Source organism: Lysinibacillus halotolerans (genome assembly GCF_003711845.1).
GTDB lineage: Bacteria > Bacillota > Bacilli > Bacillales_A > Planococcaceae > Ureibacillus > Ureibacillus halotolerans.
In genome coordinates this window covers 1-26,974 of record NZ_RHLQ01000003.1, presented here as the reverse complement: position 1 = coordinate 26,974, position 26,974 = coordinate 1, and the positions used below count along the sequence as shown (strand labels likewise).

The 26,974-nt window shown below is 35.0% G+C and carries 21 protein-coding genes and 2 pseudogenes; 17 read left to right on the top strand and 6 right to left on the bottom strand.

Going from position 1 to position 26,974, the window contains the following annotated elements; genetic code table 11:
• The first annotated feature begins 232 nt into the window (after positions 1-232).
• On the top strand, positions 233-5,083 hold the full coding sequence (locus EC501_RS02275; protein ID WP_122970670.1) for a 5'-nucleotidase C-terminal domain-containing protein: 4,851 nt from the start codon (positions 233-235) through the stop codon (positions 5,081-5,083).
• A gap of 48 nt (positions 5,084-5,131) precedes the next feature.
• On the opposite strand, the gene EC501_RS02270 is transcribed toward EC501_RS02275, so the two are convergent.
• Entirely contained in the window at positions 5,132-5,947 is an 816-nt protein-coding gene (locus EC501_RS02270; RefSeq protein WP_122970669.1) for a ZIP family metal transporter, read from the bottom strand.
• 366 nt (positions 5,948-6,313) lie between these two features.
• Between EC501_RS02270 and EC501_RS02265 the strand changes: the two genes are divergently transcribed.
• The 14 genes and pseudogenes from EC501_RS02265 (at position 6,314) to EC501_RS02200 (ending at position 18,986) form a co-directional block, all read left to right on the top strand.
• Entirely contained in the window at positions 6,314-7,060 is a 747-nt protein-coding gene (locus tag EC501_RS02265) for a GTP cyclohydrolase II (protein WP_122970668.1), read from the top strand.
• A gap of 61 nt (positions 7,061-7,121) precedes the next feature.
• The gene (locus tag EC501_RS02260; RefSeq protein ID WP_122970787.1) at positions 7,122-7,421 is read left to right on the top strand and encodes a metal-sensing transcriptional repressor; all 300 of its coding nucleotides are present in this window, start codon (positions 7,122-7,124) and stop codon (positions 7,419-7,421) included.
• A 52-nt stretch (positions 7,422-7,473) separates the two neighbouring features.
• Positions 7,474-7,679, top strand: a pseudogene (gene copZ, locus EC501_RS02255) (copper chaperone CopZ).
• 87 nt (positions 7,680-7,766) lie between these two features.
• A complete protein-coding gene (locus tag EC501_RS02250; protein ID WP_338322879.1) occupies positions 7,767-9,977 on the top strand; it encodes a heavy metal translocating P-type ATPase in 2,211 nt (736 codons plus the stop codon).
• Between the two features lie 120 nt (positions 9,978-10,097).
• A complete protein-coding gene (locus EC501_RS02245; protein WP_122970667.1) occupies positions 10,098-10,700 on the top strand; it encodes a YdhK family protein in 603 nt (200 codons plus the stop codon).
• A 292-nt stretch (positions 10,701-10,992) separates the two neighbouring features.
• Entirely contained in the window at positions 10,993-12,189 is a 1,197-nt protein-coding gene (locus EC501_RS02240; RefSeq protein WP_122970666.1) for an aminotransferase-like domain-containing protein, read from the top strand.
• Between the two features lie 150 nt (positions 12,190-12,339).
• On the top strand, positions 12,340-13,635 hold the full coding sequence (locus tag EC501_RS02235; RefSeq protein WP_122970665.1) for an arsenic transporter: 1,296 nt from the start codon (positions 12,340-12,342) through the stop codon (positions 13,633-13,635).
• Positions 13,636-13,647: 12 nt separating this feature from the next.
• The gene (arsC, locus tag EC501_RS02230) at positions 13,648-14,070 is read left to right on the top strand and encodes an arsenate reductase (thioredoxin) (RefSeq protein ID WP_122970664.1); all 423 of its coding nucleotides are present in this window, start codon (positions 13,648-13,650) and stop codon (positions 14,068-14,070) included.
• A gap of 193 nt (positions 14,071-14,263) precedes the next feature.
• A complete protein-coding gene (locus EC501_RS02225; protein WP_122970663.1) occupies positions 14,264-14,710 on the top strand; it encodes a MarR family winged helix-turn-helix transcriptional regulator in 447 nt (148 codons plus the stop codon).
• A gap of 72 nt (positions 14,711-14,782) precedes the next feature.
• Entirely contained in the window at positions 14,783-16,150 is a 1,368-nt protein-coding gene (locus EC501_RS02220) for an NAD(P)-binding domain-containing protein (protein WP_122970662.1), read from the top strand.
• 12 nt (positions 16,151-16,162) lie between these two features.
• Positions 16,163-16,378 carry a hypothetical protein gene (locus EC501_RS02215; protein WP_122970661.1) on the top strand — a complete coding sequence of 72 codons (216 nt, stop codon included), beginning with the start codon at positions 16,163-16,165 and terminating at the stop codon, positions 16,376-16,378.
• Positions 16,379-16,462: 84 nt separating this feature from the next.
• Positions 16,463-16,951 (top strand): GNAT family N-acetyltransferase, encoded by a 489-nt coding sequence (locus tag EC501_RS02210; RefSeq protein ID WP_122970660.1) that lies wholly within the window; start codon positions 16,463-16,465, stop codon positions 16,949-16,951.
• Positions 16,952-17,168: 217 nt separating this feature from the next.
• On the top strand, positions 17,169-17,390 hold the full coding sequence (locus EC501_RS02205) for a hypothetical protein (protein WP_241559255.1): 222 nt from the start codon (positions 17,169-17,171) through the stop codon (positions 17,388-17,390).
• 234 nt (positions 17,391-17,624) lie between these two features.
• On the top strand, positions 17,625-18,986 hold the full coding sequence (locus tag EC501_RS02200) for an amino acid permease (RefSeq protein ID WP_421930381.1): 1,362 nt from the start codon (positions 17,625-17,627) through the stop codon (positions 18,984-18,986).
• Between the two features lie 5 nt (positions 18,987-18,991).
• Here the strand turns inward: EC501_RS02200 and EC501_RS02195 are convergent.
• Positions 18,992-19,623, bottom strand: a pseudogene (locus EC501_RS02195) (LysE family transporter).
• A gap of 115 nt (positions 19,624-19,738) precedes the next feature.
• On the opposite strand from EC501_RS02195, the gene EC501_RS02190 reads away from it, so the two are divergent.
• Positions 19,739-20,074 carry a hypothetical protein gene (locus EC501_RS02190; RefSeq protein ID WP_122970659.1) on the top strand — a complete coding sequence of 112 codons (336 nt, stop codon included), beginning with the start codon at positions 19,739-19,741 and terminating at the stop codon, positions 20,072-20,074.
• Between the two features lie 222 nt (positions 20,075-20,296).
• On the opposite strand, the gene EC501_RS02185 is transcribed toward EC501_RS02190, so the two are convergent.
• The 3 genes from EC501_RS02185 to EC501_RS02175 form a co-directional block, all read right to left on the bottom strand.
• Positions 20,297-20,812 carry a hypothetical protein gene (locus tag EC501_RS02185; protein ID WP_122970658.1) on the bottom strand — a complete coding sequence of 172 codons (516 nt, stop codon included), beginning with the start codon at positions 20,810-20,812 and terminating at the stop codon, positions 20,297-20,299.
• 21 nt (positions 20,813-20,833) lie between these two features.
• Positions 20,834-21,763 carry a hypothetical protein gene (locus EC501_RS02180; protein ID WP_122970657.1) on the bottom strand — a complete coding sequence of 310 codons (930 nt, stop codon included), beginning with the start codon at positions 21,761-21,763 and terminating at the stop codon, positions 20,834-20,836.
• An 810-nt stretch (positions 21,764-22,573) separates the two neighbouring features.
• A complete protein-coding gene (locus EC501_RS02175) occupies positions 22,574-24,766 on the bottom strand; it encodes a DNA topoisomerase III (protein ID WP_122970656.1) in 2,193 nt (730 codons plus the stop codon).
• 297 nt (positions 24,767-25,063) lie between these two features.
• Between EC501_RS02175 and EC501_RS02170 the strand changes: the two genes are divergently transcribed.
• The gene (locus tag EC501_RS02170) at positions 25,064-26,698 is read left to right on the top strand and encodes a Na/Pi cotransporter family protein (RefSeq protein WP_421930380.1); all 1,635 of its coding nucleotides are present in this window, start codon (positions 25,064-25,066) and stop codon (positions 26,696-26,698) included.
• A gap of 112 nt (positions 26,699-26,810) precedes the next feature.
• On the opposite strand, the gene EC501_RS02165 is transcribed toward EC501_RS02170, so the two are convergent.
• On the bottom strand, positions 26,811-26,974 hold a 164-nt coding region (locus EC501_RS02165; protein WP_148037789.1), incomplete at its 5' end, for a transposase.

The window sequence follows — 26,974 nt, the reverse complement described above, 5'->3', positions numbered from 1 at the left end:
AAATAAATCAAAAAAGTCTGAAAAATAATATTTATGATTCGTTAAATTTACGTGGAAACGATTTTTTTTATAATTATTTACGATTATTTTACAAATAATCTATTTCTTTCGAATTATTTTTCTAATAATGTAGGTAATATAAAGTCTACTTTATTCGTATGAAATTTTACAATTACTAATTTACTACATGATTTACCAATAGCACATTAAACAAATAATGGAGGGCAAATGAATGCATTTTTCTAAAAAAAGTAGGGATCGTTTCTTCAAAGCAACACTGGCAACGACGCTTGTAGCTTCAACAATTGGATCCGTTACACCAACTGTGTTGGCAGCGGAATCGGAAGGGAAAAGTAATCAATCTGAAAAAGTAGCTCAATATCAACACCCAGCGAAACAAAGTGTGGATAAAAAAGAGAATGGTAAAGGGAACGGAAAAGGGAAAGACAAAGATAAGGGAAAAGGGAAAAAAGATTTTGAATTAACGATAATGCATACGAATGATTCCCATGCCCATTTAGACAATGTTCCAAAGTTAGTTACAGCTGTTGAAACAGTGAGAGCAGAAAACAAAAATACACTTCTTTTAAATGCTGGAGATGTATTTAGTGGCACTCTATTTTTTAATGAGTTTCAAGGGCAAGCCGATTTAACGTTTTTAAATTTAATGGGTTATGATGCAATGACTTTTGGTAATCATGAATTTGATTTAGGTTCTTCGCCGGAAGGTCATCAAGCACTAGTTGATTTTATTGAAGGGGCAAAATTCCCATTTGTAAGTGCTAATGTTGACTTCTCACAAGATAATAAGTTTGACGGACTATTCTCTGATTTAGTTTCAAGCAAACCGAAGGACGGGAAAATCTATCAAGGAATTGTAAAGAAAATTAAAGGCGAAAAAGTTGGGATTTTCGGTTTAACGACGGAAGAAACGGCTGCCATTTCAAGTCCTGGCAGTATCGCTTTTGAAAACTATATTAAAGAAGCAGAAAAAGCAGTAAAAGCTTTCGAAAAAATGGGTGTAGACAAAATTGTTGCCTTAACTCATATTGGATACGACGATAATGCTGAAATCGATAATGATTTAGTTTTAGCAAGTGCAGTTGAAGGAATTGATGTTATTGTAGGTGGTCATAGTCATACACAATTAGATGAACCTACTTTAGTTGTTGAAGATTTAGATGGAGAAGAAAAGGAACCAACAGTAATTGTACAAGCTTATCAGTATAGTGAATTTTTAGGCCAATTAAATCTTACTTTTGACAAACAAGGTGTTATTACAGAGTATGGTGGCCAACTGCTAGAAGTGAATTCTTTTGAAGAAGATCCAGAAGCAAAAGAGCTATTAGCTCCTTATTCGGATAGAATAGCTGAAATTACGAATGAAGAAATTGGCGTAACATTAAATGAACCCCTTACAAATCCTCGCATCACAGATAGTGGAAATACGGAAGGGGTCAGCGTCAGAAATAGTGAAACGATTCTTGGTAATTTAATTACGAACGGTATGCTTGAAAAAGCGAAACAGTATAACGAAAATGTTGTATTAGCCTTTCAAAATGGTGGCGGTATCCGTTCAGCTATTGATGCTGGACCAGTAACCGTTGGAGAAGTGATTACCGTTTTACCTTTTGGAAATACATTGGCAACGATGACGGTTACAGGTGCCGAGTTAAAAGCTGCCTTTGAAATTAGTTTTAAAGAATACCCAGCTGAAAACGGTGGATTTTTACATGTAGCTGGTGGGAAAGTTGAATTTGATTCAACAAAACCAGTTGGAGAACGGGTAGTTGCCATCTATTACAAGGATGCAGAAGGTAATTTTGTAGAAATTCAAGATGATGAAACATATACAGTTGCAACAAATGCTTTCACTGCTAAAGGTGGAGATGGTTACGACGTATTCGCAACAGCATATGCTGAAGGACGTGTGACCGATTTAGGTTTATCCGATTGGGAAAACTTCCGTGATTATTTAGTAAGTGTAGAAAGTATTCCAACATCTACTGAAGGAAGGATAGTTGATGTATCAAAGGAGGTTTCTAGGGGAGATTTAATGATCTCCCAATATATTGAAGGAAGTAGTTATAATAAAGCGATTGAATTGTATAACGCTTCTAGTTCCGTCATCGATCTTTCCGAGTACACATTAGAGATTTATACAAATGGTGCTCCTGAGAGCGTTAAATCTATGGAATTACATGGCACTTTAGAAGCTGGAGAAGCGATTGTTTTATATCATGGCCAAGCAACGGATGAAATTAAATCAGTCGGTCAAATAGAAAATTCGACGGTGATTAATTTTAATGGAAATGATCCTTTAGTTTTAAAAAAGAATGATGAAATAGTCGATTCCATTGGACAAATTGGATCAAGTAGTGATTTTGCAAAAGATGTAACTCTCGTACGAAATGCGGATGTAACGACTGGAGATGCCATCCCGACTGATGCTTTTACATTTGAGACGGAATGGACGAATTTAGGGAAAGACTCCTTTGAAAATCTTGGCCAACATCCTTACATTGTTGAAGAGCCAGGAGAGGGGGAAACAATTACCATTGCCCAAGCTCGCGAACAAGGGACTGGAGAGGTACAAGTACAAGGAATTGTAACGGGGAAATTAAAAAATACGATCCATATTCAAGATGAAACTGCTGCTATTGCTGTATATGGTTTAGCAGATTCAGTAGAAGTTGGAGATGAAGTCGTATTATCTGGAGAACTAGCGGACTATAGAGGGCTTTTGCAACTTCAAAGTCCTTCTTTAGTCGAAAGAGTCTCTACTGGAAATGAATTTTCTCCTATTGACATAACAGGTGCGGGGATTAATGAAGAGAATGAGTCCAAATTAGCAACTGTACAACAAGTAACGGTTACGGCTAATAATGGTTCAGGAAATTATGCAGCAAACGATTCTGAAGGGAATAACTTTGTTGTACGTGATGAAAATGGTTCCTTAGGATTAGAAGTAGGGAAAACCTATGATTCTCTTACTGGGATTATTCAACAATATAATAGCACGTATCAAATTATACCGCGTGGTTTAGCGGATGTGATTGAAGATGCAACAAAAGTACAGGGAATTAAACCTTCTATTAGTTCCACATTAATTCCTGTAGGAACTGCAATTGAGCTTTCAACTATAACAGAAGGTGCAACAATTCATTACACATTGGACGGTTCAGAACCAACAAAGGATAGTGCTGTATATTCAGAACCAATTGTCATCAATGAACCAACAACTATTAAAGCGATTGCTATAAAAGAAGGTTTAACGGATAGTGATATCTTTAGTATATCCTATGAAGTATATGATGAATCACCAACGATTAGCCAAATTCAAGGGGCTGATCACACATCTTCCTTTGACGGTAGTGTTGTAGACGGGGTTCAAGGGGTAATTACTTCTTTGTTTGAGTTAGATGGTAGCCAATACTTCTATATGCAATCTGCAAAGGGGACAGAAGATAATGATTCTAGTACTTCAGAAGGAATTGTTGTCTATGCAGGTAATGCTTCATCTTCATACTCATTCAAAGTGGGAGATCTAGTAAGTGTTACTGGTACTGTAGATGAATACCGTTTAGACGGATATGATGATGCGGATACAGATTTAACTGTAACGGAAATTAATGCGAGAAACGGTTCGATTACAGTTGTGAAAAGTAATGTAGAATTACCAGATCCAGTTGTTATTACACCATCTATGATTCCTTCTGAATCGATTGATGATGATGAATTAACATCCTTTGACCCAACGAGCGATGCGATTGATTTCTGGGAAAGCCTAGAAGGAATGCGCGTTCAAATTGGTGAAGGCACAGAAAGTAGCTTGCGTGTTGTTTCTCCAGAAGAGTACGGTGAAATTATAACTGTATTTGACTCAATTGAAGCTACTACAACGAACGGTGGTCTATTATTAGGTGAAACGGATACGAATCCTGAACGAATTCAACTGAAGTTATTTAACGGTGAAAAGGAAGTAACAAATGGTGGCGATATTAATACAGGCGATCAAGTTAATGGACCTATCACTGGTATTGTAAACTATGGTTATTCCAACTATAAAGTCTATGTAGATAATACAGATGTTCAAAGTAAAATAGTCGATGGTGGAAAGGCACCAGATACAACTGCTATTACAGCATCCGACGAAAAGTTAACAATCGCATCTTATAATTTGGAAAACTTCTCTGCCCAATCTGATTCAGAAAAAGTGAAGAAAATTGCTGTAGCCATTGCGGACAAATTAAATTCACCTGATATTGTTGGAGTTACAGAGATGCAAGATAATGATGGTCAAACTGATTCAGGAAGTTCAGCTGCGGATCAAAGTTATCAAACATTGATTAATGCCATCGCTGCTGAAGGTGGTCCTCAATATGAATATGTCAATATTGATCCAGAGTATAATCAAGATGGTGGAGCACCTGGTGGTAACATTCGTGTCGGTTTCCTTTATAATCCTGAACGAGTATCGTTAACTGAAGCACAAGCCGTTGGTAACGCAACTACGGGGACGGAATATGTTAATGGGGCGTTAACATTAAATCCAGGACGTATTGATCCTACAAATGATGCCTTTTCTAATAGTAGAAAACCTTTAGCTGCACAGTTTACATTTAATGATGAACAAGTTATTGTCATTGCAAATCATTGGAATTCAAAGTCAGGTGACTCACCTTTATTTGGTTCAATCCAACCGCCTGTACTAGGCAGTGAACAACAACGGATTCAGATAGCTTCTATTATTCGAAACTTTGTAGAATCGATTCAATCACAAAATCCAGAAGCAAATATTGTAGCATTGGGAGACTTTAATGATTTCCAATGGACGCCTGCCCTTCAAACATTAGAAGGGGACAATGAATCAATGGTGAATATGATTTATTCATTAGATGAAGCGGATCGTTATACGTATACGTACCAAGGAAATTCTCAAGCACTAGATCACATTTTCGTATCTAGCAATCTAGTTGAGAAAGCAGTACTTGATATTTTACACGTTAATTCCGACTTTACTGAAGAATCAGGTCGTGCAAGTGACCATGATCCAGTGTTAACACAAATTGATTTTAAATAATGAAAAGGAGATGCTCAGCTAAGAGCATCTCCTTTTTCTATATTCAATTTAACCTAATGCCACATCTAAAATCATCATAATGGTAAATCCAATCATTAATGACAAGACAGCTAAGTCTTTGTTTCCTTCTTCTTGTGAGCTTGGAATAACTTCCTCTACGACAACAAAAATCATTGCACCAGCTGCAAAGGCTAATGCGAAGGGTAATAATGGTTCAATAAAAGCAACTGCCAGAAATCCAATAATGGCAGAAATAGGTTCTACCATCCCTGAAAATTGACCAAAAAGAAAACTTTTCTTTTTGGATAATCCGTCCCGTAGAAGGGGCATTGAAACTGCAGCACCTTCAGGTATGTTTTGGATACCAATCCCGATTGCTAAAGCAAGGGCTCCAGCAACTGAAGCGGAAGGGGAACCAAGGGAAGCAGCTCCAAAAGAAACACCAATAGCTAATCCTTCCGGTATGTTATGCAATGTGATGGCAAGGACTAACAAAGTACTTCGCTTTCTTCGTTTTGGTTGTATACCCTCAGCTGTTTCAATTGCTGCATTCGGATGAAGGTGGGGCAACAGTTTATCAATGGCAAAAAGAAAAGCACCACCAAGTAAAAAACCAATTGCTACAGAGAGCCATGAAGGAAAACGTCCCCCCTCTGCCATTTCTAACGCAGGGGATAGTAAAGACCAAAAGCTTGCAGCAATCATAACACCGCCGGCAAAGCCTAACATACTATCTAAAAAACGTTGATTGAAATTTTTTGTTGTAAAAACGAGTGCAGCACCTAATGCTGTCATTCCCCAAGTAAACAATGTAGCGAGTATTACTTGATAAATTGGTTTTAGTGTTAGGATAAAGTCGATCATTGAAACACCCCCTTATGTATCCCTTACCAAAATCTTCTTATAGCAAATTTTAAGCTTATAAAATGAGGAAATCAATGGATGAATGCCAAGATTATCATCATCATTGTTCGAAAAAGAGAATCATCTTTATAAAATACTCCTAATAGTAGTTTATATTTTGTACTTAAAAGATTTTTCAATAGAAGTTTGCTTTTGATGAAAAGTGAATGATCGATGTATTTTTTATGTTGCTGGTTAATAAAGTGATATAAAGAAACCTTTTTCTTTTCGTCTCCAAAATAGAAGTTATAAAAAGAGCAACGTTACGATGGTATTCCTAACATAAAAAACTTGGTAAGTTGCAAACTAACTTTAGGAGGCGGTTCTATGAATTTAGATCAACAAGTTATTTCAATTTTAAAGGATAAAATTAAACTTATTCAGACGGAAAAGGGCGCGATATATTTAGTTGGTCCGATAAAATTACCTGTGAACTTATATGATGAAACGGTTACTTTCCAATGGTATTGTTGGTTAAATTGTGATGAAGTATATCAAGATATTGAAAAAATTGTTGAAAAACTATCTTCGATTAATTTAGCTGAAATGCAGCAATCGAGTGTTCTCGTTTATGGAAATTTTACTGATGAGGATGATGCGATAATAAGAATGCATTCCATCTGTCATACAGGCGATATTTTTGGAAGTAAAAGGTGCGATTGTGGTTATCAACTGAAACAATCCATGAAAATTATTGTAGATCATGGAACAGGAGCATTATTTTATTTAGCCAATCATGAAGGAAGAGGCATTGGTTTATTTAGTAAAGCAATGGCTTACCTTCTACAAGAAAATGGCTATGACACAGTAGATGCTAACTATGCATTGGGCTTTGTTAATGATTCAAGAAATTATGACGATGCGATTCAAGTGTTAAAAGCGCTTCGTTCCAAGCCTGTCACACTTATTACAAATAATCCGAAAAAATTAGAAGCTCTGAAACAATCAGGTTTATCCGTTAATGCTAGAAGGCCATTATGGGGTGACGTTTCTGAATATAATAAAAATTATTTACAAACGAAAATTAATCGCTCTGGTCATTTAAACGAGGATGGGGCGTGTTGTAACGATTAAAGGATTTAGTTTACCTATTGAAGAAGAGGAGTTGACCAAACTGGAAAACGTGAAGGAAGACATGAGCGAGTCATCCCATTGCAGAAAAAGTCATCATCCAGAAAGCGTGAAAAAGGATTTAACGAACCGCCTTAACCGAATTGAAGGGCAAATTCGTGGAATAAAAGGGATGGTTGATCGGGATGTCTATTGTGACGACATTATCACGCAATTAGCTGCCACACAATCAGCGTTAAACAGTGTAGCGAAAGTTCTATTACAAGGTCATTTAAAGGGATGTGTTGTAGATCGTTTAGCTGTTGGGGATGAAGAAGTTTTGGACGAGTTGTTAGTGACGATTCAAAAGTTAATGAGGAAATAATATACCCCTATATAGTATTAAGAGAGCTATTAAAACATAAGGAGTGATGCAAATGGAGAACGTAACTTTAAACGTTAAAGGGATGTCATGTGGACATTGCGTGAAAGCCGTTGAAGGAAGTGTTGGTGCTTTAGATGGTGTTCATGAAGAAAAGTTAATTTAGAACAGGGAAAAGTTGATGTAGCTTATAATGAACAACAAGTAACCCTTACTCAAATTAAAGAAACGATTGATGATCAAGGTTATGATGTTGAATAGAAGTTTTTCAAGAGTGCTCTATTAAAGCACTCTCTTTCATATCAATTATATACCCTGTAAAGGTATTGGGAAGTAGGTGAAAGAAAATTGACAAATGAACAAAGGGAAACAAGTTTGCACATTACTGGCATGACCTGTGCAGCCTGTGCAACGAGAATTGAGAGGGGCCTTCAAAAATTTAAAGGAATCTCGTTAGCCAACGTAAATTTAGCCTTGGAAAATGCAACGGTACAATTTAATCCATCTGAAGTGTCGGTTACGGATATTATTCGTCGTGTGGAGCAGTTAGGTTATGGTGCCCATGTAAAAGACAATGAACGAGGGGGAGTCGATTTTCGACAACAGGCGATTGAAAAACTAAAAGTAAAGTTCATCGTTTCGACTGTTCTTTCCATTCCGCTTTTATGGACAATGGTTGGTCACTTCACATTTACGTCTTTTCTTTATATACCGGACTTTTTAAATGATCCATGGGTTCAAATGGTAATAGCAACACCGGTACAATTTATTATTGGCTGGCAGTTTTATGTTAGTGCATTTAAAGCTTTAAAAAATCAAAGTGCTAATATGGATGTTCTTGTTGCAATGGGTACATCCGCTGCGTATTTATATAGCGTTTTTCAAACGATATCAAAAGGAACTAGTTATCATTCCCAACTTTATTTTGAAACAAGCGCGGTACTAATTACTTTAATTTTGCTCGGGAAATTACTTGAAGCGAAAGCAAAAGGTCGCTCCTCTGAAGCGATTAAAAAGTTGATGAAGTTACAAGCAAAAACTGCCCTTGTTCTACGAAAGGATATGGAAAAAGAGATTCCGCTAGAGGAAGTTGCCATTGGGGACATTATGCTCGTTAAACCCGGAGAAAAAATCCCAGTAGATGGTGAAATTCTAGAAGGGAATACGGCGGTCGATGAATCGATGTTAACAGGGGAAAGTCTTCCAATCGATAAAACAATCGGTTCAACGGTATATGGTTCTACTATAAATAAAAATGGTTTTATTAAAATGAAAGCAACAAAGGTAGGAAGAGATACAGCTTTATCCCAAATTATTAAAGTAGTAGAAGATGCCCAAGGATCTAAAGCACCTATACAGCGTTTAGCTGATAAGATTTCGGGAATTTTTGTTCCAATCGTGATTGGGATTGCGATCGTTACTTATTTAACTTGGCTTGTCTTTATAACGCCTGGAGAATTTGCTCCAGCATTAGAAGCTTTAATAGCTGTACTTGTAATTGCATGTCCATGTGCTTTAGGACTTGCAACCCCAACTTCAATAATGGCTGGTTCTGGGCGTGCAGCCGAGTTAGGGATTTTATTTAAAGGTGGAGAACATCTTGAACAAACCTATCAAATAGACACAATAGTTATAGATAAAACAGGGACAATTACAAACGGGAAGCCAGAACTTACAGATGTTTTTGTCGTAGAGGGGATGAGTGAAAGATTGTTTCTTTCTTTTCTCGGTTCGATCGAAAGGAAATCTGAGCATCCCCTTGCCCAAGCTATTGTACAAGGAATTAGTAAACGAAGAATTGAAATGAGAGATGTTCGTGAATTTGAAGCTATTCCAGGATACGGAGTAAAAGGAATCGTAAATCAAAAAGAAGTAGTTGTTGGTACACGTAAACTAATAGAGCAATACAATATTGATAGTTTTGCTGTTGTTTCTTTAATGGAACGACTTGAATCAGAGGGGAAAACCGTTATATTAGCGAGTATTGATGGACAATTTGCAGGATTAGTAGCTGTTGCAGATACAGTAAAAGAGAGTTCTAAAAAAGCTATTGAACGACTTCATAAAATGAAAATGGATGTCATTATGATGACAGGGGATAATGAGCGGACAGCTCAGGCAATTGCAAGACAAGTGGGAATCACTCGAATTATTGCAGAAGTGCTCCCTGAAGAAAAAACTGCACAAATAAAGAAATTACAAGGGATGGGAAAAAAGGTTGCCATGGTAGGAGATGGTATTAACGATGCACCAGCGTTAGCTGTTGCTAATATTGGAATGGCCATTGGTACAGGTACGGATGTTGCGATGGAAACCGCAGATATTACGTTAATTCGTGGTGATTTGAATAGTATTGCTGATGCGATCATTATGAGTCATAAAACGATGAGAAATATAAAACAAAACTTATTTTGGACTTTTGGTTATAATACTCTAGGTATTCCAATTGCAGCTGCGGGTTTCCTTGCTCCATGGTTAGCAGGAGCTGCAATGGCCTTTAGTTCTGTATCCGTTGTTTTTAATGCACTATTGTTACAAAAAGTTGAAATAAGTAAATAATCGTTTCATAGAAGAAATGTCTCCATTTTTTAAACATTATAATATGTAGTTATTTTCATGAATAGAAACGAGTTCAAAGTTCAATCCTTAATATAGAAAGAGAATATTAGGAGGATTAGAATGGGTCATAAATTATTAACTAGCATCATGACAATTGTTGCAGCCCTTTCATTGGCAGCTTGCGGAGTAAATGATACGAATAATGGAGATACGACGGAAACGGGTACGAATGTTACGAATAATCAAGAAGGAATGGATAAACAGCCAGAAGCAGATGGCGGACATGGTGAACATACTGAGCATAATGGGCAAGTACCAGAAGGGTTAAAAGAAGCAGAAAATCCTAAGTATCCAGTTGGTAGTACAGCCATTGTAAACGCAAGTCATACAGATGGAATGGAAGGGGCAGTAGCAACGATAAAGGCTGCCTATGATACGACGGTTTATTCCGTTTCTTACACACCTACGAACGGTGATCCTTATGAGGAAAATCATAAATGGTTTGTAGAAGGGGAATTGGACCCGGTTGACGAAGGAACGTTAGATCAAGGGGCTGATGTAATTATTAACGCAGACCATTTAGAGGGTATGTTAGGTGCGCAAGGCGTCATTGATACTGTTGAAGAGACAACTGTTTATGTGGTTGATTATACGAACTCATTAGGAGAAACTGTAACAGATCATTATTGGTTAAAAGAAAGTGAATTAGCCCCAGAGCAATAATCGGGTGCCCAATTAAAGTGCTTCTTTAATTGGGTATTTTTTTTATTTCGAAAGTAACATAAGAAGGGTAACTTGAAACTTGTTTTATAAAAGCAAAAGTTAGAATAATGTTAACTTAATATTGAATAAAATAAGAGTATTCCAGCAAATTCATGTTAATGGCAATGTGCAAATTCCATGTTTCAAATGAATTTTTACAATTACTCTTTGAAATTTTTAGAATAGTCTGATAAAATCGGATAACACTGATTAATTCATAATCAGCGACTATCAAACAAAAGAGGGAAATAAAATGAAGTACTCCGAAAAAATTTTAAATACGCCATCATCGTTTATTCGAAATATTTTAAAGGTGACAGATGCACCAGATGTCATTTCCTTTGCAGGAGGATTACCAAATCCTATCTCGTTTCCGATTGAAGATTTACAAAAATCGATTCATTGTGCCATTGAAGAAAATGGAGCGAAATTATTCCAATATTCTACTACAGAAGGTTATTTACCATTACGCCAATATATTGCTGATAAATATAAAAAGGACTATGGCTTAAATTTCAATCCTGAAGATATTCTTATTACAACCGGTTCTCAACAAGCATTACAACTTATTTCGCAAGTTCTTGTAAATAAAGGAGAAGGAATTGTTATGGAAGAGCCTGGTTATTTAGGAGCTATTCAAGCCTTTACTTTAGCTGAACCAAGTTTTTATTCTGTTCAGTTAAAAGAAGATGGGCTAAATGTAGAACAATTGGAGAATACGTTAAAGCATAATCAGCATATTAAATTTATTTATCTTGTACCAAATTTTCATAACCCAACAGGTATTACATATACGAAAGATAATCGGGAAGCTATTTATGAAGTGATAAAAAAATATGATGTTGTTTTAATTGAAGATGATCCTTATGGTGAATTGCGTTGGAGTGGTGAAAAAATACCTTACATTGGTGCTGGACGTTTAGAGAATTCAGTATTGTTAGGTTCCTTCTCTAAAATTGTCACACCAGGGATGCGAATCGGCTATATGGCAACGAAAAATAAAGAACTTATGAATCATGTGAATACAGCTAAACAAGCAACGGATTTGCACACGAACATTTTTTCCCAAATGATTATTCACAAATATTTAGTAAACAATGATTTACGATCCCATATAGAAAAAATCGTTCAACTGTACAAAACTCAAGCCGAAACGATGTTAAATGCAATAGCAAAATATTTCCCTACTTATGTGAACTATACAAAACCAGATGGGGGCATGTTTATTTGGGTGACGCTTCCGGAAGGAACATCTTCTTTGGACTTATTTTATAAAGCGATGGAAGAAAAAGTAGCCTTCGTACCAGGAGATCCATTTTATACAAATAAATCGAACGTCAACACATTCCGTTTAAATTATACAAACACTTCTCCGGAAATAATCGAAGAGGGAATTAAACGATTAGGGAACATTCTATATTCTTTATCGTCTGAAAAACAAACTGTATAATGGTACAATCTAAAAGGTAGAAACGTTTATGGCGTTTTCTACCTTTTATAAGTGTAAATAAAGTTGATGGGATTGTATTCGTTATATAAGTGAATTATTATATAATCATACGATTATATATGAGCGTCAATGGTGTAGGAGGAACATGGATTGTTAACATCTGTTTTGGCAACAATTATTTTTTTAGTAACATTAATATTTGTTATTTGGCAGCCGAAAAGTTTAAATATCGGTTGGACCGCTTGTGGCGGAGCAATACTTGCATTATTAGTAGGTGTAGTTAATTTTGAAGACGTTAGTGAAGTTATAGGGATTACTTGGAATGCCACTTTATCTTTTGTAGCGATTATTTTGATCTCATTGATTTTAGATGAAATTGGGTTATTTGAATGGGCTGCTTTACATATGGCTAGAGCTGCAAAAGGTAATGGGATAAAAATGTTCGTTTATGTTAGTATTTTAGGCGCTATTGTCGCAGCATTATTTGCAAACGATGGAGCGGCTTTAATCTTAACACCTATTGTTTTAGCGATGGTTCGAAATTTAAATTTTCAAGAAAAAATGATTTTCCCATTCATTATGGCAAGTGGATTTATTGCAGATACAACATCACTACCGTTCATTGTAAGTAATTTAGTTAACATTGTGTCGGCCGATTTCTTTAGTATCGGATTTGTTGAATATGCTTCGAGAATGATTATTCCAAACATCTTCTCTTTAGTTGCAACAATTTCAGTATTACTAATTTACTTTAGAAAAAGTATTCCAAGGAATTATGACATTTCTAAATTAAGAAATCCAAATGAGGCAATTAAAGACCATAAAATGTTTCATTTGTCATGGTATGTACTTGCGTTATTATTAATTGGTTACTTTACAAGTGAATTTATTGGTACGCCAGTTTCAATCATTGCTGGTGTCATTGCAATATTTTTCTTATTAATGGCTAGAAGAAGTTCAGTCGTGAATACAACTGCTGTTGTAAAAGGGGCACCATGGAATATCGTCTTTTTTTCCATAGGAATGTATGTTGTTGTATATGGTTTAGGGAATGCTTGGTTAACAGGGTCATTAGCTAGTGTTATTGAAACCTTTGCACAACAAGGTTTATTTGTAGCTACAATTGCTATGGGCTTCATCGCAGCAATTTTGTCGTCTGTGATGAACAATATGCCAACTGTTATGATTGATGCGTTAGCCATTGCAGAAACGAATACTAGTGGGATTATAAGAGAAGCTCTTATCTATGCGAATGTAATTGGTTCTGATTTAGGTCCAAAAATTACACCAATTGGTTCTCTCGCAACGTTAGTTTGGTTACACGTTTTATCCCAAAAGGGAGTTAAAATCTCTTGGGGAACTTATTTAAAAACAGGGATTATACTTACAATACCAATATTATTTATTACGTTATTAGGTTTATTTTTAACTTTGCTTATTTTATAAAGGAGAATCACTGTGGCAAAAAAAACACTCTATTTCTTATGTACGGGAAACTCATGTCGAAGTCAAATGGCTGAAGGATGGGCAAAACAAATTTTATCATCAGATGAATGGGAAGTAAAAAGTGCTGGGATTGAAGCTCATGGAGTAAATCCAAATGCAATTAAAGCAATGAAAGAAATTGGAATTGATATTTCAAACCAAACATCCGATATTATCGATTTGGAAACATTAAATAATGCTGATTTAGTAGTTACTTTATGTGGTGATGCAGCAGATAAATGTCCTGTTACACCACCATCTGTAAAACGTGAACATTGGGGCTTTGATGATCCAGCGAAAGCACAAGGTACGGAAGAGGAAAAGTGGAAAGTGTTCGAGCGGGTTCGAGATGATATTGGAGCAAGAATAAGAAAGTTCAAAGAAACAGGTGAATAATGAAGGATTATTTCCGTTTTAAGAAGCTACCATTATGGTAGCTTTTTTTAATTTGGAAGCTATTCATTGGTTAGACGAATATTAGCAAGATACGTAGATGGTTTTACATAAAACTAAAATGGAATAAAAAAATTCAGAAAAATAGTTGTATTTTGCAAATAATTAGTGTATAAATAAATTAAGAGGTGAGATGATGGAAAACAAACGTGATATTTTCCATTTACTAACGAGAAGATTCGGTTTATTGGATAAAAATTGCTGTTCTGTAGGCAACTTTGATATATCAATCGTTCAAAGTCATATCCTTTATGAAATTGACAAACATGTTGAACCATCTATGCAGCAAATTGCCGAATCGTTAGCAATGGATATTACGACATTTAGTAGACAAATCCAAACATTAGTAAATATGGAACTAGTTAAAAAAACTCCTTCATCACAAGATAAACGAGTATCCATTTTGAGTTTAACTGTGCAAGGGAAATTCGTTGCAACAAGTATTGACCAATCAATGAATGCTTATTTAGACGAAGTATTTTCACATATGAATGAATTTGAAAGAGAGACTGTTATACGTTCGCTAAAATTATTAAATGAAGCGATGTCAAAATCCACAGTTTGCTGTAAACCATTATATTAAGCAAGAGAAATCTTGCTTTTATATTTAATTAATACTTGCAAAATACAAGTAAAATAATTAGGAGGTTTAATGATGAAAAATGAAAGAGACTTAGGCATTATAACGAATTGCTGTAGTTCACCAAGTCAATACGTTCATTCGGAAACGGATAAACACTCAAACGATCGTATGGATCAATTACCTATAGCTATTATCGGTGCTGGTCCGATTGGTTTGGCAGCTGCTGCTCATTTAGTGGATCGTGGCCAAAACTTTATACTGCTAGAGGCGGGTTCAGGAGTTGGTCATCATGTATTGGAATGGGGTCATGTACGCCTATTTTCCCCTTGGCAATATAACATTGATAAAGTTGCAAAAAAATTGTTAAAGAATAGTGGGTGGAATGAGCCCCCTAAAGATGTTCTTCCAATTGGTAAGGAGTTAGTAGAAAATTATTTAGAACCATTAGCAAAACTTCCAGCAATTGAAAAAAATCTTCACTTACATTCAAAAGTTGTGTCGATTAGCAAAAAGGGGCTAGATAAAATGAAAAATCTAGCACGGGAAGAATCATCCTTTATGATCTATGTCGAACAGCAAGGGATTACTAAAAGAATTGAAGCGAGGGCTGTAATTGATGCAACGGGAACATGGTCACAACCTAACCCAGTTAATGCAGATAATATTTGGACATCGGAAGAGCGAAAACTGAATGAACAAATATATTATGGCATTCCTGATATTAAAGGAAGCCATAGAGAAAGATACGAAGGAAAAAGGGTGGCAGTTGTTGGTGGTGGTCATTCCGCAATTAATACAATTCTAGAGCTTTCTCTACTTGGAGATAATGTGGAAATTTCCTGGATTATGAGAAAGAAAAGAGTAGAGGATGCATACGGAGGAGAAGAAAAAGATGCACTTAAAGGAAGAGGGGAACTAGGTAGTCGTATTCACCAATTAGTTGATGGGGGTTTTGTTAAAGTGTTAACACCTTTTACAATCCGCCAATTAAATTCAAATGAAAATGGTATTGATTTAATCGGAGAATATGAAGGGAATGAATTCACGTTATCCGGAATCGATGAAATTATTACGAACACAGGTAGCCGTCCAGACTTCTCCTTCCTACGGGAAATTAGATTAAGTGTAGATGCAGCAACTGAAAGTGTAGAGGCATTATCCCCATTAATAGATCCAAACCTTCATAGTTGTGGTACAGTACGGCCGCATGGTGAAGAAATATTAAGACAACCTGAAAAAAATTTTTATATAGTTGGGATGAAAAGTTACGGACGTGCCCCTACATTTTTAATGGCGACAGGTTATGAACAAATCCGTTCTATTGTTTCTTATCTTTCGGGGGACATAGAGGCTTCGAAAAGGGTAGAGCTTGAATTGCCTGAAACGGGAGTTTGTAGTATTAACTTAGTTTCTGATACTTCAAATTGTTGCTGTAACTAAGGGGGAATAAAAATGACTGTTAATCACGGTGGTAACTTGCCAAAAGAGTATTTCTTGGCTTATATAAACCTTGTGATGAATGCCCATAATTGTTCATTAAATCAGGCGGAAGATTATATGTTGGACCATTTTTTTAAAGGGAATATCTATTCTTTTGGAACCTACACTTATTCTAACTTTGTAAAAGCAGTTCAGGAATTTTCAGAAGTAAAAAGAACTATGACATAAAGTGAGTCAAAAAATAGATTTTTTAAGGATAACTCAACTCAGATGCTTTAGAGTTGAGTTATTTAAAAAAAAGGAGGAATGAAAATGGCTGTTGAAATTAGAACGATGGTGAAAGAGGATTGGGAAGATGTAAAGAACATTTATTTAGCAGGAATTGCAACGGGAAATGCAACCTTTGAGGTAACTGCACCTAGTTATGAAAAATGGGATAGCACCCATCACCCAACATGTCGATTTGTTGCGGTAGAAGGTAACGAATGCTTAGGTTGGGTTAGTTTAAGTCAAGTATCAAATCGTTCCTGCTACGCCGGGATTGGTGAGGACAGTATTTATATAGCACCAACTGCGAAAGGAAAAGGAATAGGTACAATGTTGCTAAATAAACTAATAGAAGAAAGTGAAAAATTAGGTTATTGGACATTGCAAACATCAATCTTCCCCGAAAATAAGGCCAGCCTTCATTTACACGAAAAAGCAGGTTTTCGAGTTGTTGGAATACGTGAAAAAATCGGGAAGTTAAATGGGGTTTGGAGGGACGTTGTCTTTTTAGAAAGAAGAAGTAATAAAATTTAACATAGTTAGTAGGAAGCCATGTTACTAAATTTTTATTTGTAACCTAATCTTGGGTATCTACCTTGGATAGATTGAAATGTTAACGACTGTTTCATGCACTCTTAATTAAGGGTGCTTTTTATTTTTGAGAACGACGGAAAGGTGAGAGTCCTATATTCTTTTTATGTATAAAAAGATTGATAATACTCAAAATAGTACGGATGGAGGTGAAAAAATAGTGGATAAAAATAACAACCGTCGACAAGACCAAAACAACCGTGAAGAATTCGCAGAAGATTTAAATTTTAGCCGTAATCAAAACGAAAATAACCGTGAAGAGTTTGCTGAAGATTTAAATTTCAATCGCAACCAAGATGCAAACAATCGTGAAGAGTTTGCAGAGGATTTAAACTTAAACCGTGACCTTGATCAAAATAAAAACAACCGTGAAAATCGTTAAGGAATTATTTTAGTGAAAAAATGAAAAACCCTGAATAGGGAACACTTACGAATTGAAGTGTCCTTGTTCGGGTTTTTTTAAGTACAAGTTTCTTTCTTCAGAAAGCTGTAAGTATCTTCCTATAAGGATGAAACAGAATGTAATAGAGATTTTCCGATATTTACGCTTCTCTTTGGATGAATAAACTTCATTCCGACGCCAATAATAAATAGGAATTCAGGGGAGGTAGTTTTGGTGGAAATACCAGCACGTGTAGGAGGAAAAAATGAAAAAAATAGTGAACGTAAGCTGAAATGGTGGCAACTTTCCTTAATTGGCGTTGGTTGTACAATTGGAACAGGTTATTTTCTCGGATCAGGTATTGGTATATCAAAAACTGGCCCTTCCATTGTGATTTCATTTATACTCGCTGGGCTAACAGCAATGATTGTTTCGGAGTTACTTGGAAAAATGTTTGTTCAGGATCCGCAAAAAGGTTCGTTTCGATCATATGCTAAAAAGGCTTTTGGACGTTGGGCTGGATTCAGTAGTGGATGGGTATATTGGTTTTCAGAAATGCTTATTTCCGGTAGTCAATTGACAGCCCTTTCGATTTTAACTCGCTTCTGGTTTCCGAATGTTCCGTTATGGATTTTAGCATCGATCTATGCTGCCCTTGGAATCATTGTCGTATTGATTGGAACAAAAGGCTTTGAACGAACCGAAAACTTATTTGCCGTCATGAAAGTGGCCGCAATATTTATGTTTATCATACTCGCCATTCTTTTGCTATTTGGTTTTTTCGGTGGTAGTATTCGTGACTTTAATGTTCCGAACACTCCAGATGAATTATTTGCCAATGGATTAACTGGTTTATGGTCATCCTTAATTTTTGGTTTTTATGCTTTTGGTGGTATTGAAATCATGGGGATTTTATCAGTAAGGCTCGAACAAAAGAAAGAAGTAATCAAATCGACGACAGTCATGTTAATCATGTTATTGTCCATTTATATAATTTCTATCATTTTGGCTTCAACTTTAGTTGCATTTGATCAGTTTAATGCCGAAGAAAGTCCCTTTGTTATTGCTCTAGCGGATTACAATTTAAATTTTTTCCCTCATGTATTTAATGCAGGAATTATTATTGCAGGTTTTTCTACAATGGCTGCTTCTTTATTTGCGGTCACTAGTATGCTTGTTACGATGGCTGAAGAAGGAGATGCACCGAAACTTTTTTCAAAAAAAGGGAAACTTAAAGTGCCACCTTTCGCATTAGCATTAACGATTTCCATTTTAGTCATTTCGATTGTTATTTCTAGACTCGTACCAGACAAAGTATATGAGTATATTACAACAGCAGCTGGATTAATGCTCATTTATAATTGGTTTTTTATTCTTGTATCATTCCCTAAACTAATCAAAGCAACAACCTTTGACCATATAAAGCGAATTTCAGCGATGTTACTAATATTACTTGCAGTAAGCGGCACTATTTTTGATAAAACGAATCGCATGGGTTTTTTCGTGAGTATACTCTTCGTTGCATTGGTCTTGATTGTCATACTATTTATGCGAAAAGGGAAGAAGAAAAAAAACGAATTACCTCGAGGGGTTTAACTTTGTCATGAGAGAAATAGTAATTTAAAGGCTTGTACACCAAAATACACGCCAAATCCAATGAGTGATAGTCCTGATATGATTGAAATAGCACCTAATAATTTTGTTGTTAAAATTTTTCTGAAGCTACTAGCAATAAAAGCCATCGTAATATCCCAGATGAATAATCCGACAAAAATAGCTAAGCTATATAAAATAATATGGTCTATATCGTAAGTTGAAACGGTTTTTGCAAGAACAGAACCAAAAATACCTAGCCAGAACAGCATATAGATAATGGATTCGTGATGGATAATAAAAAACCGTAAAAAAATGATTTTTTTAATGAATTTCCCTTTACGTTTTTCATTTTTACTTCTTTTCCAGCATTCACAATACTATCAACGCCTGTATAAATAAGAACAAAACAACCAAATGACCATAATAATGTTTGCATAAATGGTGTTTCAAGAAAATGAAACACCCCTAAATAAACAATAAGCATATAGATAGCATCCGCTAACATGGCACCTAATCCGACTAGCCATGCATGTCCAAAGCCACCATATATACCTTTCGTTAATTGTGCTGCGTTTACGGGACCGATAGGGGCAGCAAGTGATATCCCTAGAAAAACGTATCCAAAAAATATACTCATTTTATAACTCCTTTAGTAACAGATAGATGGTTTTTACCATCCTATTCATTCTTTGAACGTAATAGGACAGATTATTAAATCTTCACAATCTAAATATTTTTAAGGAGTAGAACTAATGCCCGTTTATGTATATCAGACCTTTGAAATTAACCAAGGAAAATTTAAAGAGGCCATCGAAAACTTACAAAACATTAAAAAATACCGAAATGAACATTATGATCATACTGTTGAAGTGTTCATTCCTATTACTGGTCAAGATTATAAGTATGCACTACTTGCAACATACGAGGGGTTAGGGGAAATGGAAATTCAAAATCGTAAAATGTACGATGATGATGAGTATTTAAAGTTAATTGGTGATTTTTTCTTAGAACATGTTGTTCAAGGAACGATGTATACTCAAATGTTCCGGGGGATTAATAAAAAGATTTCGAGTAAAGAAGAGAAATAAGAATATTTTAATATTGTCCCATTATTTTTCGAGTAATGGAATATTATTAAATGATAAAAAGCCATACTTACAGCGTAAAAAAGATGTAAGTATGGTTTTCATATATAGTTAATCTAATTTTAGTCCTTTTAAAGCTTCTGCCAACGCGTTATTTATATGTTCTTCTATTTTTTATTGTTAGAAAATCTTTATAAAAAGTTGTATTATAGACCCTAAATTTTCTTATTTCCCCAGTAATAAGTTTAACATAGAATTTATTTTCATTATAATATTGCTATATGTGTTACTACCAGTTATTTTCATATGATTATAGAAGAAAATTTTCCCTCCCTTTAATAAGTTGATTAGGAACTCATTATTTGGCAATTTAAACATCTCGTCCCCTAATTTAATATTTATTACATCATTATTCATTTTTTTGAAAGATAGTTTTATTTCATAACCTGGTAGAATAGTCTCGACAAATTCCTCCATTAAATAAGTATGGATTATGTCTGTAAAAACCATCCAATAAATCGGAAGGTAGTCTAAAAACTCCTCACCAAAGATGATCAAATCATTATGAAGAATTCTAATAAAACCGTAATAATACTCATCTTTGCTATTTTTAATAATGCGTTCAATTTCCTGATACCTATCTTTATCCTCAATGTTTATAAACTTCTTTTCAAAATCTTTAGGTGTTAATGGAACTTTCACTTCAATATTTGGGACTAATATAAATGTTTCTACTTTCATAGAATTAACCCTCCGCTTCATTTAAGGAGCAATATAGGTAGTTAATGGATACAATTGAGTAACTCTATTATTAACTAAATCTACACCTACTCTATATGTTATACCATTATAAGTGTAAGTTATTTGATTTGTGAAACTCCAACCTTTACTTCTTGCAGTGCTAATAGCAGTTGCATTTCTTTGAACTGCTTGACTTGCAATGTGATCAAGTGTCCTAGTACTCATATTTTTTACAAAAAACGTTTGTCCATTTTGTGGAGCTCTTATTCCAGCATTCCAGTAATTCATATGATGTCTTTGAAGGAAGTGCTGCATATCTTGTTTGGTAATTTTATAAGACCTACCACCAGCAGAAAAGACACGAGGAGAGTAATTTGCGATTACAGGTGCTACTCTGCTAACGGGTTGTGAAGTAACTGTTGCCAGGGTAGCTGAGGTTGCAGTTCTCTTCAAATAATAACGGTATGTTCCACTTACCAACGCTCTTACTGCTATTACTGCAATATATCCACAAGGTGGGCCACACATTATTTGGTATTCATCTTTTCTAATTGCTTCATCGGGTACAAAGTTATCTTCTAAAGTAATAGGAGAGTGTAGTTCTAATTCTTCTTGTCTTTCGAAGTAATCTATAAATTCTTTTTCGCCTTCAGTATTTACTAAGTAGCTAGTTGTTTTTATTAGTTTTATATTATTTTCTATAGAATACTTTTCATGATATTCATATTCTTCATGACCGATAGAAAGTCTGTATATTTTTTCATTTTCAGTCTCTTTTATTATAGTCGATGGGAAAATATTAAGGTCATCTGATGACAATGAGCTTGAATTTTCGGATTTTTCATTTTCTAAAATTATTTTATCTGATTCTGCATCTAAGGCTTGAGCAACTGTACTAAGTGGTACTAGAACTGCATTTAAAATCAAAAGTATTAGTGTAAACCAAATCATTCTTTTAATAATTGTTGCACATTATAACACTCCTTTTTATATTATATTTTACAGAGTATAATTGGTTTATATATACTCTTTATACAAATATATACAATTAATGAGTTGTAGGCAATCTCCTCTTTATTTAACTTCTAATAAATTATATATGTATTAGAAACACTGTTGAGATATTGTGTTGTAGTTAATATTAATAAAAAATATAGTAATAAAATAATGGTTAACTTTTTATGCAAGATAGGTTACCTTCTTTAAGAGTTTAAAGAAATATCAAAATAAACAATTAAAGCGTGAAATTAAATTAAAACGAATTTCTATTATTACAACAAAGAAATGAAAATTCCTATTCATATGTTCTAAAAGTTATGGCGAAAAGCCTGGTATTAGCTGAGAAACCTTCGGTAGCTCACGGTATTTAGATGTACTAAAATACAATAATAAAGGTTACGACTATTTATATGGAAATCGATATATTGTTGGTCACTAGGATATCCTGGTAGATCCAGAAAGTTACGATCTAAAAACGTGGAATATAGAAGATTTACCCTGTTACCTGACCATTTAAATTAATGGTTATTAAGCAATCTTGTAAGCAATTTAACTCCTTAAAAGCCCAATTTTTACATGTAACATGCCTCCAACGAATGATTTTATTTCTTCACTGAGTGGTAAAGTCGGAAGATTATTTAAAGAAATGGATCAAAAAGAATTTGAAGAAATTTTAGTGAAGATAAAATAATTCATTTGATTTAAATAAAGCACCTTAATTATTGAAAGTATTCAATAATTAAGGTGCTTAAATCATTAGACTTAATCAATTTTTATTCCTTTTAATAAATCTGCAAAAGGATTATTTAAAGGTTCTGCCTCTTTTTCTTGCTGTTTCAAGTACTTTTGTACACTTCGTTTATCCACTTTTCCTCCGCCTTCTTTTTTACGTCTTGCTTCAAAAGTCGATAATTTTTCACGATAGCCACATTTACATACGAATATTTGGCCATCTCCTTCACCGCGTAACTCTAACTTTTTCTTACATTGAGGACAACGAGCATTGGTCACACGGGATACGTTTTTGCGATGGCCGCATTCCCGATCTTGGCAAACGAGCATTTTTCCTTTTTTGCCGTTTACTTCTAACATCGGTTTTCCACAATCAGGACAAGACTTTGTGGAAATGTTATCATGTTTATATTTTTTATCGCTTGATTTAATTACTGAAACAATTTCTTTTGTATAATTTTTCATTTCAGAAATGAAGACTTCTTTTTTCAATTTACCGTGGGCGATTTTGTCCAATTTTTGTTCCCATTCAGCTGTTAAAGTAGGGGACTTCAAATCTTCTGGTACTAAATCTAAAAGCTGGCGACCTTTGGATGTGATATAAATCTCTTTACCGCCACGTTTTTCGATTAAGAAAGAATTAAATAATTTATCGATGATGTCTGCTCGAGTTGCAACGGTCCCTAATCCACCTGTAGATTTTAACGTTTCAGCTAATTGTTTGTTTTGAGTGTCCATATATTTCACAGGGTTTTCCATAGCGGACAGTAGTGTTGCTTCAGTGAATCGAGCAGGCGGTTTTGTTTGACCTGAAGTTTGAGCAATTAATTGAGTCGTTAAGGTTTGCCCTTTTTCTATTCGTGGCAAAATTTGCTCTTTCACTTCATCTGCTGTTTCTTCATCATCGAACCGGTTTTCATAAACTTCTTTCCAACCGCTCGATAAAATTGTTTTTCCCCGGGCAATGAAAGTTTCATCCCCAATTTTAGCGCTTAAGGTTAATTGTTCATATTCAAAAGCAGGGAATAGGACAGCTAAGAAACGTTTTACAACTAAATCGTATATTTTACGTTCTTTATCATTAAAATTAGAGAAATTCACATATCCTTCTGTTGGAATGATGGCATGGTGATCGCTTACTTTACTATCATCAACAAAGGATTTGTTCGCTTTAATTGGTTTGGATAATACTTTATTTGTCAGTTGACGATATTCACCAATACCACAAGCTTTCAGTCTCTCGGGCAATGTTGCTACAATATCGCTGGAAAGATAACGAGAGTCTGTACGAGGATATGTTAAAACTTTATGCTGCTCATACAATTTTTGCATAATATTTAATGTTTCTTTTGCGGAATAACCAAATATTTTATTGGCATCCCGTTGAAGTTCTGTTAAGTCATAAAGGCCAGGTGCAAATGTCTTTTTTGCTTTTCGATCAATGCTCGTAACGATAGCATTTTGTTTACCTAGTTTCTTAACAATAGCATCCATTTTTTCTTTATTAAAACTTCGGGTATTTCCTTGGGCATCTTGCCATGTTAATTTTAAGTTTTCTGTTGTCTGTGCTTCAATTCCATAATAAGTTTGTGGTTTGAAGTTTTTAATTTCCTCTTCTCTTTTCGCAATAATCGCAACGGTCGGTGTTTGAACTCGACCACAATTTAATTGGGCGTTAAAACGAGTAGTTAAAGCTCTTGTTGCATTTAACCCGATATACCAATCTGCTTCGGAACGAGCGACGGCAGAAGCATATAAGTTTTCGTAGGCTTTCCCAGGTTTTAAGTTTCTAAAACCTTCTTGAATTGCTTTATCTGTTACTGATGAAATCCATAAACGTTTAATAGGTTTTCGAACTTTTGCTTTGTCAATAATCCATCGGGCAACAAGTTCACCTTCACGACCTGCGTCGGTGGCAATAATAATTTCCGTTACGTCACCACGTAACAATTGGGATTTGACGGCGTTAAATTGTTTACCAGATTGCTTAATAACTGTTAGTTTTAACCGTTCTGGTAACATTGGTAAATCTTCTAAATTCCACGTTTTATATTTCAGGTCATAACTTTCAGGGTCAGCAAGAGTGACTAAATGACCTAATGCCCAAGTTACAATATATTTTTCCCCTTCTAAATAACCGTTTCCTTTTTTATTACATTTTAAAACTCGAGCTATGTCGCGCGCTACAGATGGTTTTTCAGCTAGCACTAAGCTTTTTGCCATGACAAACATCCTTTCTACATTCCATAAGTTTAAATATAGCATAGGTTTAATATACTTTCAGTTGATAAAGCGGACGGAAGAAAATGTGGAAGTTCATCAACCTATTGTTAAATTAATTGTTCGAAAATTTCAATAAACTATTAATTATAAAAGTTAAATGTTGTGCAGGTGTCAAAAAAACAAACGAATTGTAAAGCTATTGTAAATTTTATATTGCAGTTTTGTAATAACGTTTACATCACATGTGAGAATAATGAATAATAGTGTCGACAACATCGAAAGGGTGAAACAAAAAAGATGGATTGGCAGACAATGATTTTCCAATTTTTAGGCGGTTTAGGTTTATTCTTATTTGCAATTAAGTATATGGGGGATGGTCTCCAAAAAGCAGCAGGGGACCGTCTTCGTGATATATTAGATAGATTTACGACGAATCCATTAATGGGTGTGTTAGTCGGGATTGTTGTAACAGTCTTAATCCAATCAAGTTCAGGGACAACAGTTATTACTGTTGGATTAGTTAGTGCTGGATTTATGACTTTACGTCAAGCTATTGGGGTTATTATGGGTGCCAACATTGGTACGACTGTAACAGCCTTTATTATCGGGTTTGACGTTGGTGCTTATTCTTACCCAATCATGGCACTTGGTGCGGTACTATTATTCTTCTTTAAAAAGAATTCAGTTCAAAATATCGGCCAAATTTTATTCGGATTTGCAGGACTTTTCATCGGTTTAGAAATGATGGGCGATGGTATGAAACCGTTGCGAGACTGGGATGCTTTTATTGATTTAACAGTAAGCTTTAGTGATCACCCAATTTTAGGTGTACTCGCTGGGACATTGTTTACAGTCGTTGTTCAATCTTCATCGGCAACAGTAGGTATTTTACAAGGATTATATGCAGAAGGGTTGATTCCTTTACAAGGTGCACTTCCAGTATTGTTTGGGGATAATATAGGGACAACGATTACTGCTGTCTTAGCTGCTCTTGGTGCTTCAATTGTAGCTCGACGTGCTGCAGCTTCCCATGTAATTTTCAACTTAATTGGTACAATCATATTCCTATTGATCTTACCGTTATTTACAAATTATGTTGAATGGATTTCAGGCGTTTTAGAACTTGAAGATAAAATGCAAATTGCCTTTGCTCACGGTACATTTAACGTGATTAATACAATCATTCAACTTCCATTCGTTGGTGTGCTAGCATATATTGTGACAAAACTTGTTCCTGGTGAGGACAAGACAGTAGAGTATGCACCAAAACATTTAGATAAATCATTAATTGAACAATCTCCATCTATTGCTTTAGGACAAGCAAAGGAAGAGGTTGTGCGGATGGGTGAATTTGCCGTAAAAGGTCTTCAAGAGTCAATGGATTTCTTGTTCACAAGTGATACAAAGCATGTTGGAATGACGGTTCAACTAGAAGAGGCTATTAATAATTTAGATCGAATTACGACTGATTATCTCGTAGAGTTATCTAAAGAATCCCTTTCTGAACATGACTCGAAGGTACACCATTCATTACTTGAAAATATTCGGGATATTGAGCGAGTAGGGGATCATTTTGAAAACATTGTGGAACTTATTCAAACTAGAGAAATGAATCGTGTGAAGTTTAGTGATGATGCAAATCAAGAGTTAAAAGAAATGTTTGAGCTCGTATTAGATACGGTAAGTTTATCGGTATTAGCTTTAGATAAACAAAGTAAAGAATTTGCAAGAGAAGTAATAAGTAAAGAAGATCGTATCGATGAATTAGAACGGGTGTTACGTAAACGCCATATCCATCGATTAAATCGAGGCGAATGTTCCGCTTCAGCAGGTATTATTTACGCCGATATTGTAAGTAACTTAGAACGTGTTGGTGATCATGCCGTTAATATTGCTGAAACGATTTTAGAAGATAATCATCATATGATGTAGTTTCGAATAAAAAAGAGGCTGGGACATAACTAGCTTCAAATAGTGAGAAAGGTGAATTTGAGGAAACTCAAATTCACCTTTCTCTATTTTGGTGTGTAAATTCTTTTTTTCTTTAGTTAATGGCCGTGAATTTTCTTAAATTCACAGCCATTAACGCGAGGCCCATTTCGTTTTCTACCTTCGATTTTCCTCGTACAGAAAATCGAGTGAAACGCAAATTAGCCTTCAAGAATCCAAAAACTGGTTCCACATCGATTTTGCGTCTTCGATAAATGG

Bases quoted from the DNA above. Each gene is read 5' to 3' on its own strand.
- EC501_RS02275 (WP_122970670.1), top strand. From the start codon at position 233: ATGCATTTTTCTAAAAAAAGTAGGGATCGTTTCTTCAAAGCAACACTG.
- EC501_RS02270 (WP_122970669.1), bottom strand. From the start codon at position 5,947: ATGATCGACTTTATCCTAACACTAAAACCAATTTATCAAGTAATACTC.
- EC501_RS02265 (WP_122970668.1), top strand. From the start codon at position 6,314: ATGAATTTAGATCAACAAGTTATTTCAATTTTAAAGGATAAAATTAAA.
- EC501_RS02260 (WP_122970787.1), top strand. From the start codon at position 7,122: ATGAGCGAGTCATCCCATTGCAGAAAAAGTCATCATCCAGAAAGCGTG.
- EC501_RS02245 (WP_122970667.1), top strand. From the start codon at position 10,098: ATGGGTCATAAATTATTAACTAGCATCATGACAATTGTTGCAGCCCTT.
- EC501_RS02240 (WP_122970666.1), top strand. From the start codon at position 10,993: ATGAAGTACTCCGAAAAAATTTTAAATACGCCATCATCGTTTATTCGA.
- EC501_RS02225 (WP_122970663.1), top strand. From the start codon at position 14,264: ATGGAAAACAAACGTGATATTTTCCATTTACTAACGAGAAGATTCGGT.
- EC501_RS02220 (WP_122970662.1), top strand. From the start codon at position 14,783: ATGAAAAATGAAAGAGACTTAGGCATTATAACGAATTGCTGTAGTTCA.
- EC501_RS02215 (WP_122970661.1), top strand. From the start codon at position 16,163: ATGACTGTTAATCACGGTGGTAACTTGCCAAAAGAGTATTTCTTGGCT.
- EC501_RS02210 (WP_122970660.1), top strand. From the start codon at position 16,463: ATGGCTGTTGAAATTAGAACGATGGTGAAAGAGGATTGGGAAGATGTA.
- EC501_RS02190 (WP_122970659.1), top strand. From the start codon at position 19,739: ATGCCCGTTTATGTATATCAGACCTTTGAAATTAACCAAGGAAAATTT.
- EC501_RS02185 (WP_122970658.1), bottom strand. From the start codon at position 20,812: ATGAAAGTAGAAACATTTATATTAGTCCCAAATATTGAAGTGAAAGTT.
- EC501_RS02180 (WP_122970657.1), bottom strand. From the start codon at position 21,763: ATGATTTGGTTTACACTAATACTTTTGATTTTAAATGCAGTTCTAGTA.
- EC501_RS02175 (WP_122970656.1), bottom strand. From the start codon at position 24,766: ATGGCAAAAAGCTTAGTGCTAGCTGAAAAACCATCTGTAGCGCGCGAC.
- EC501_RS02170 (WP_421930380.1), top strand. From the start codon at position 25,064: ATGGATTGGCAGACAATGATTTTCCAATTTTTAGGCGGTTTAGGTTTA.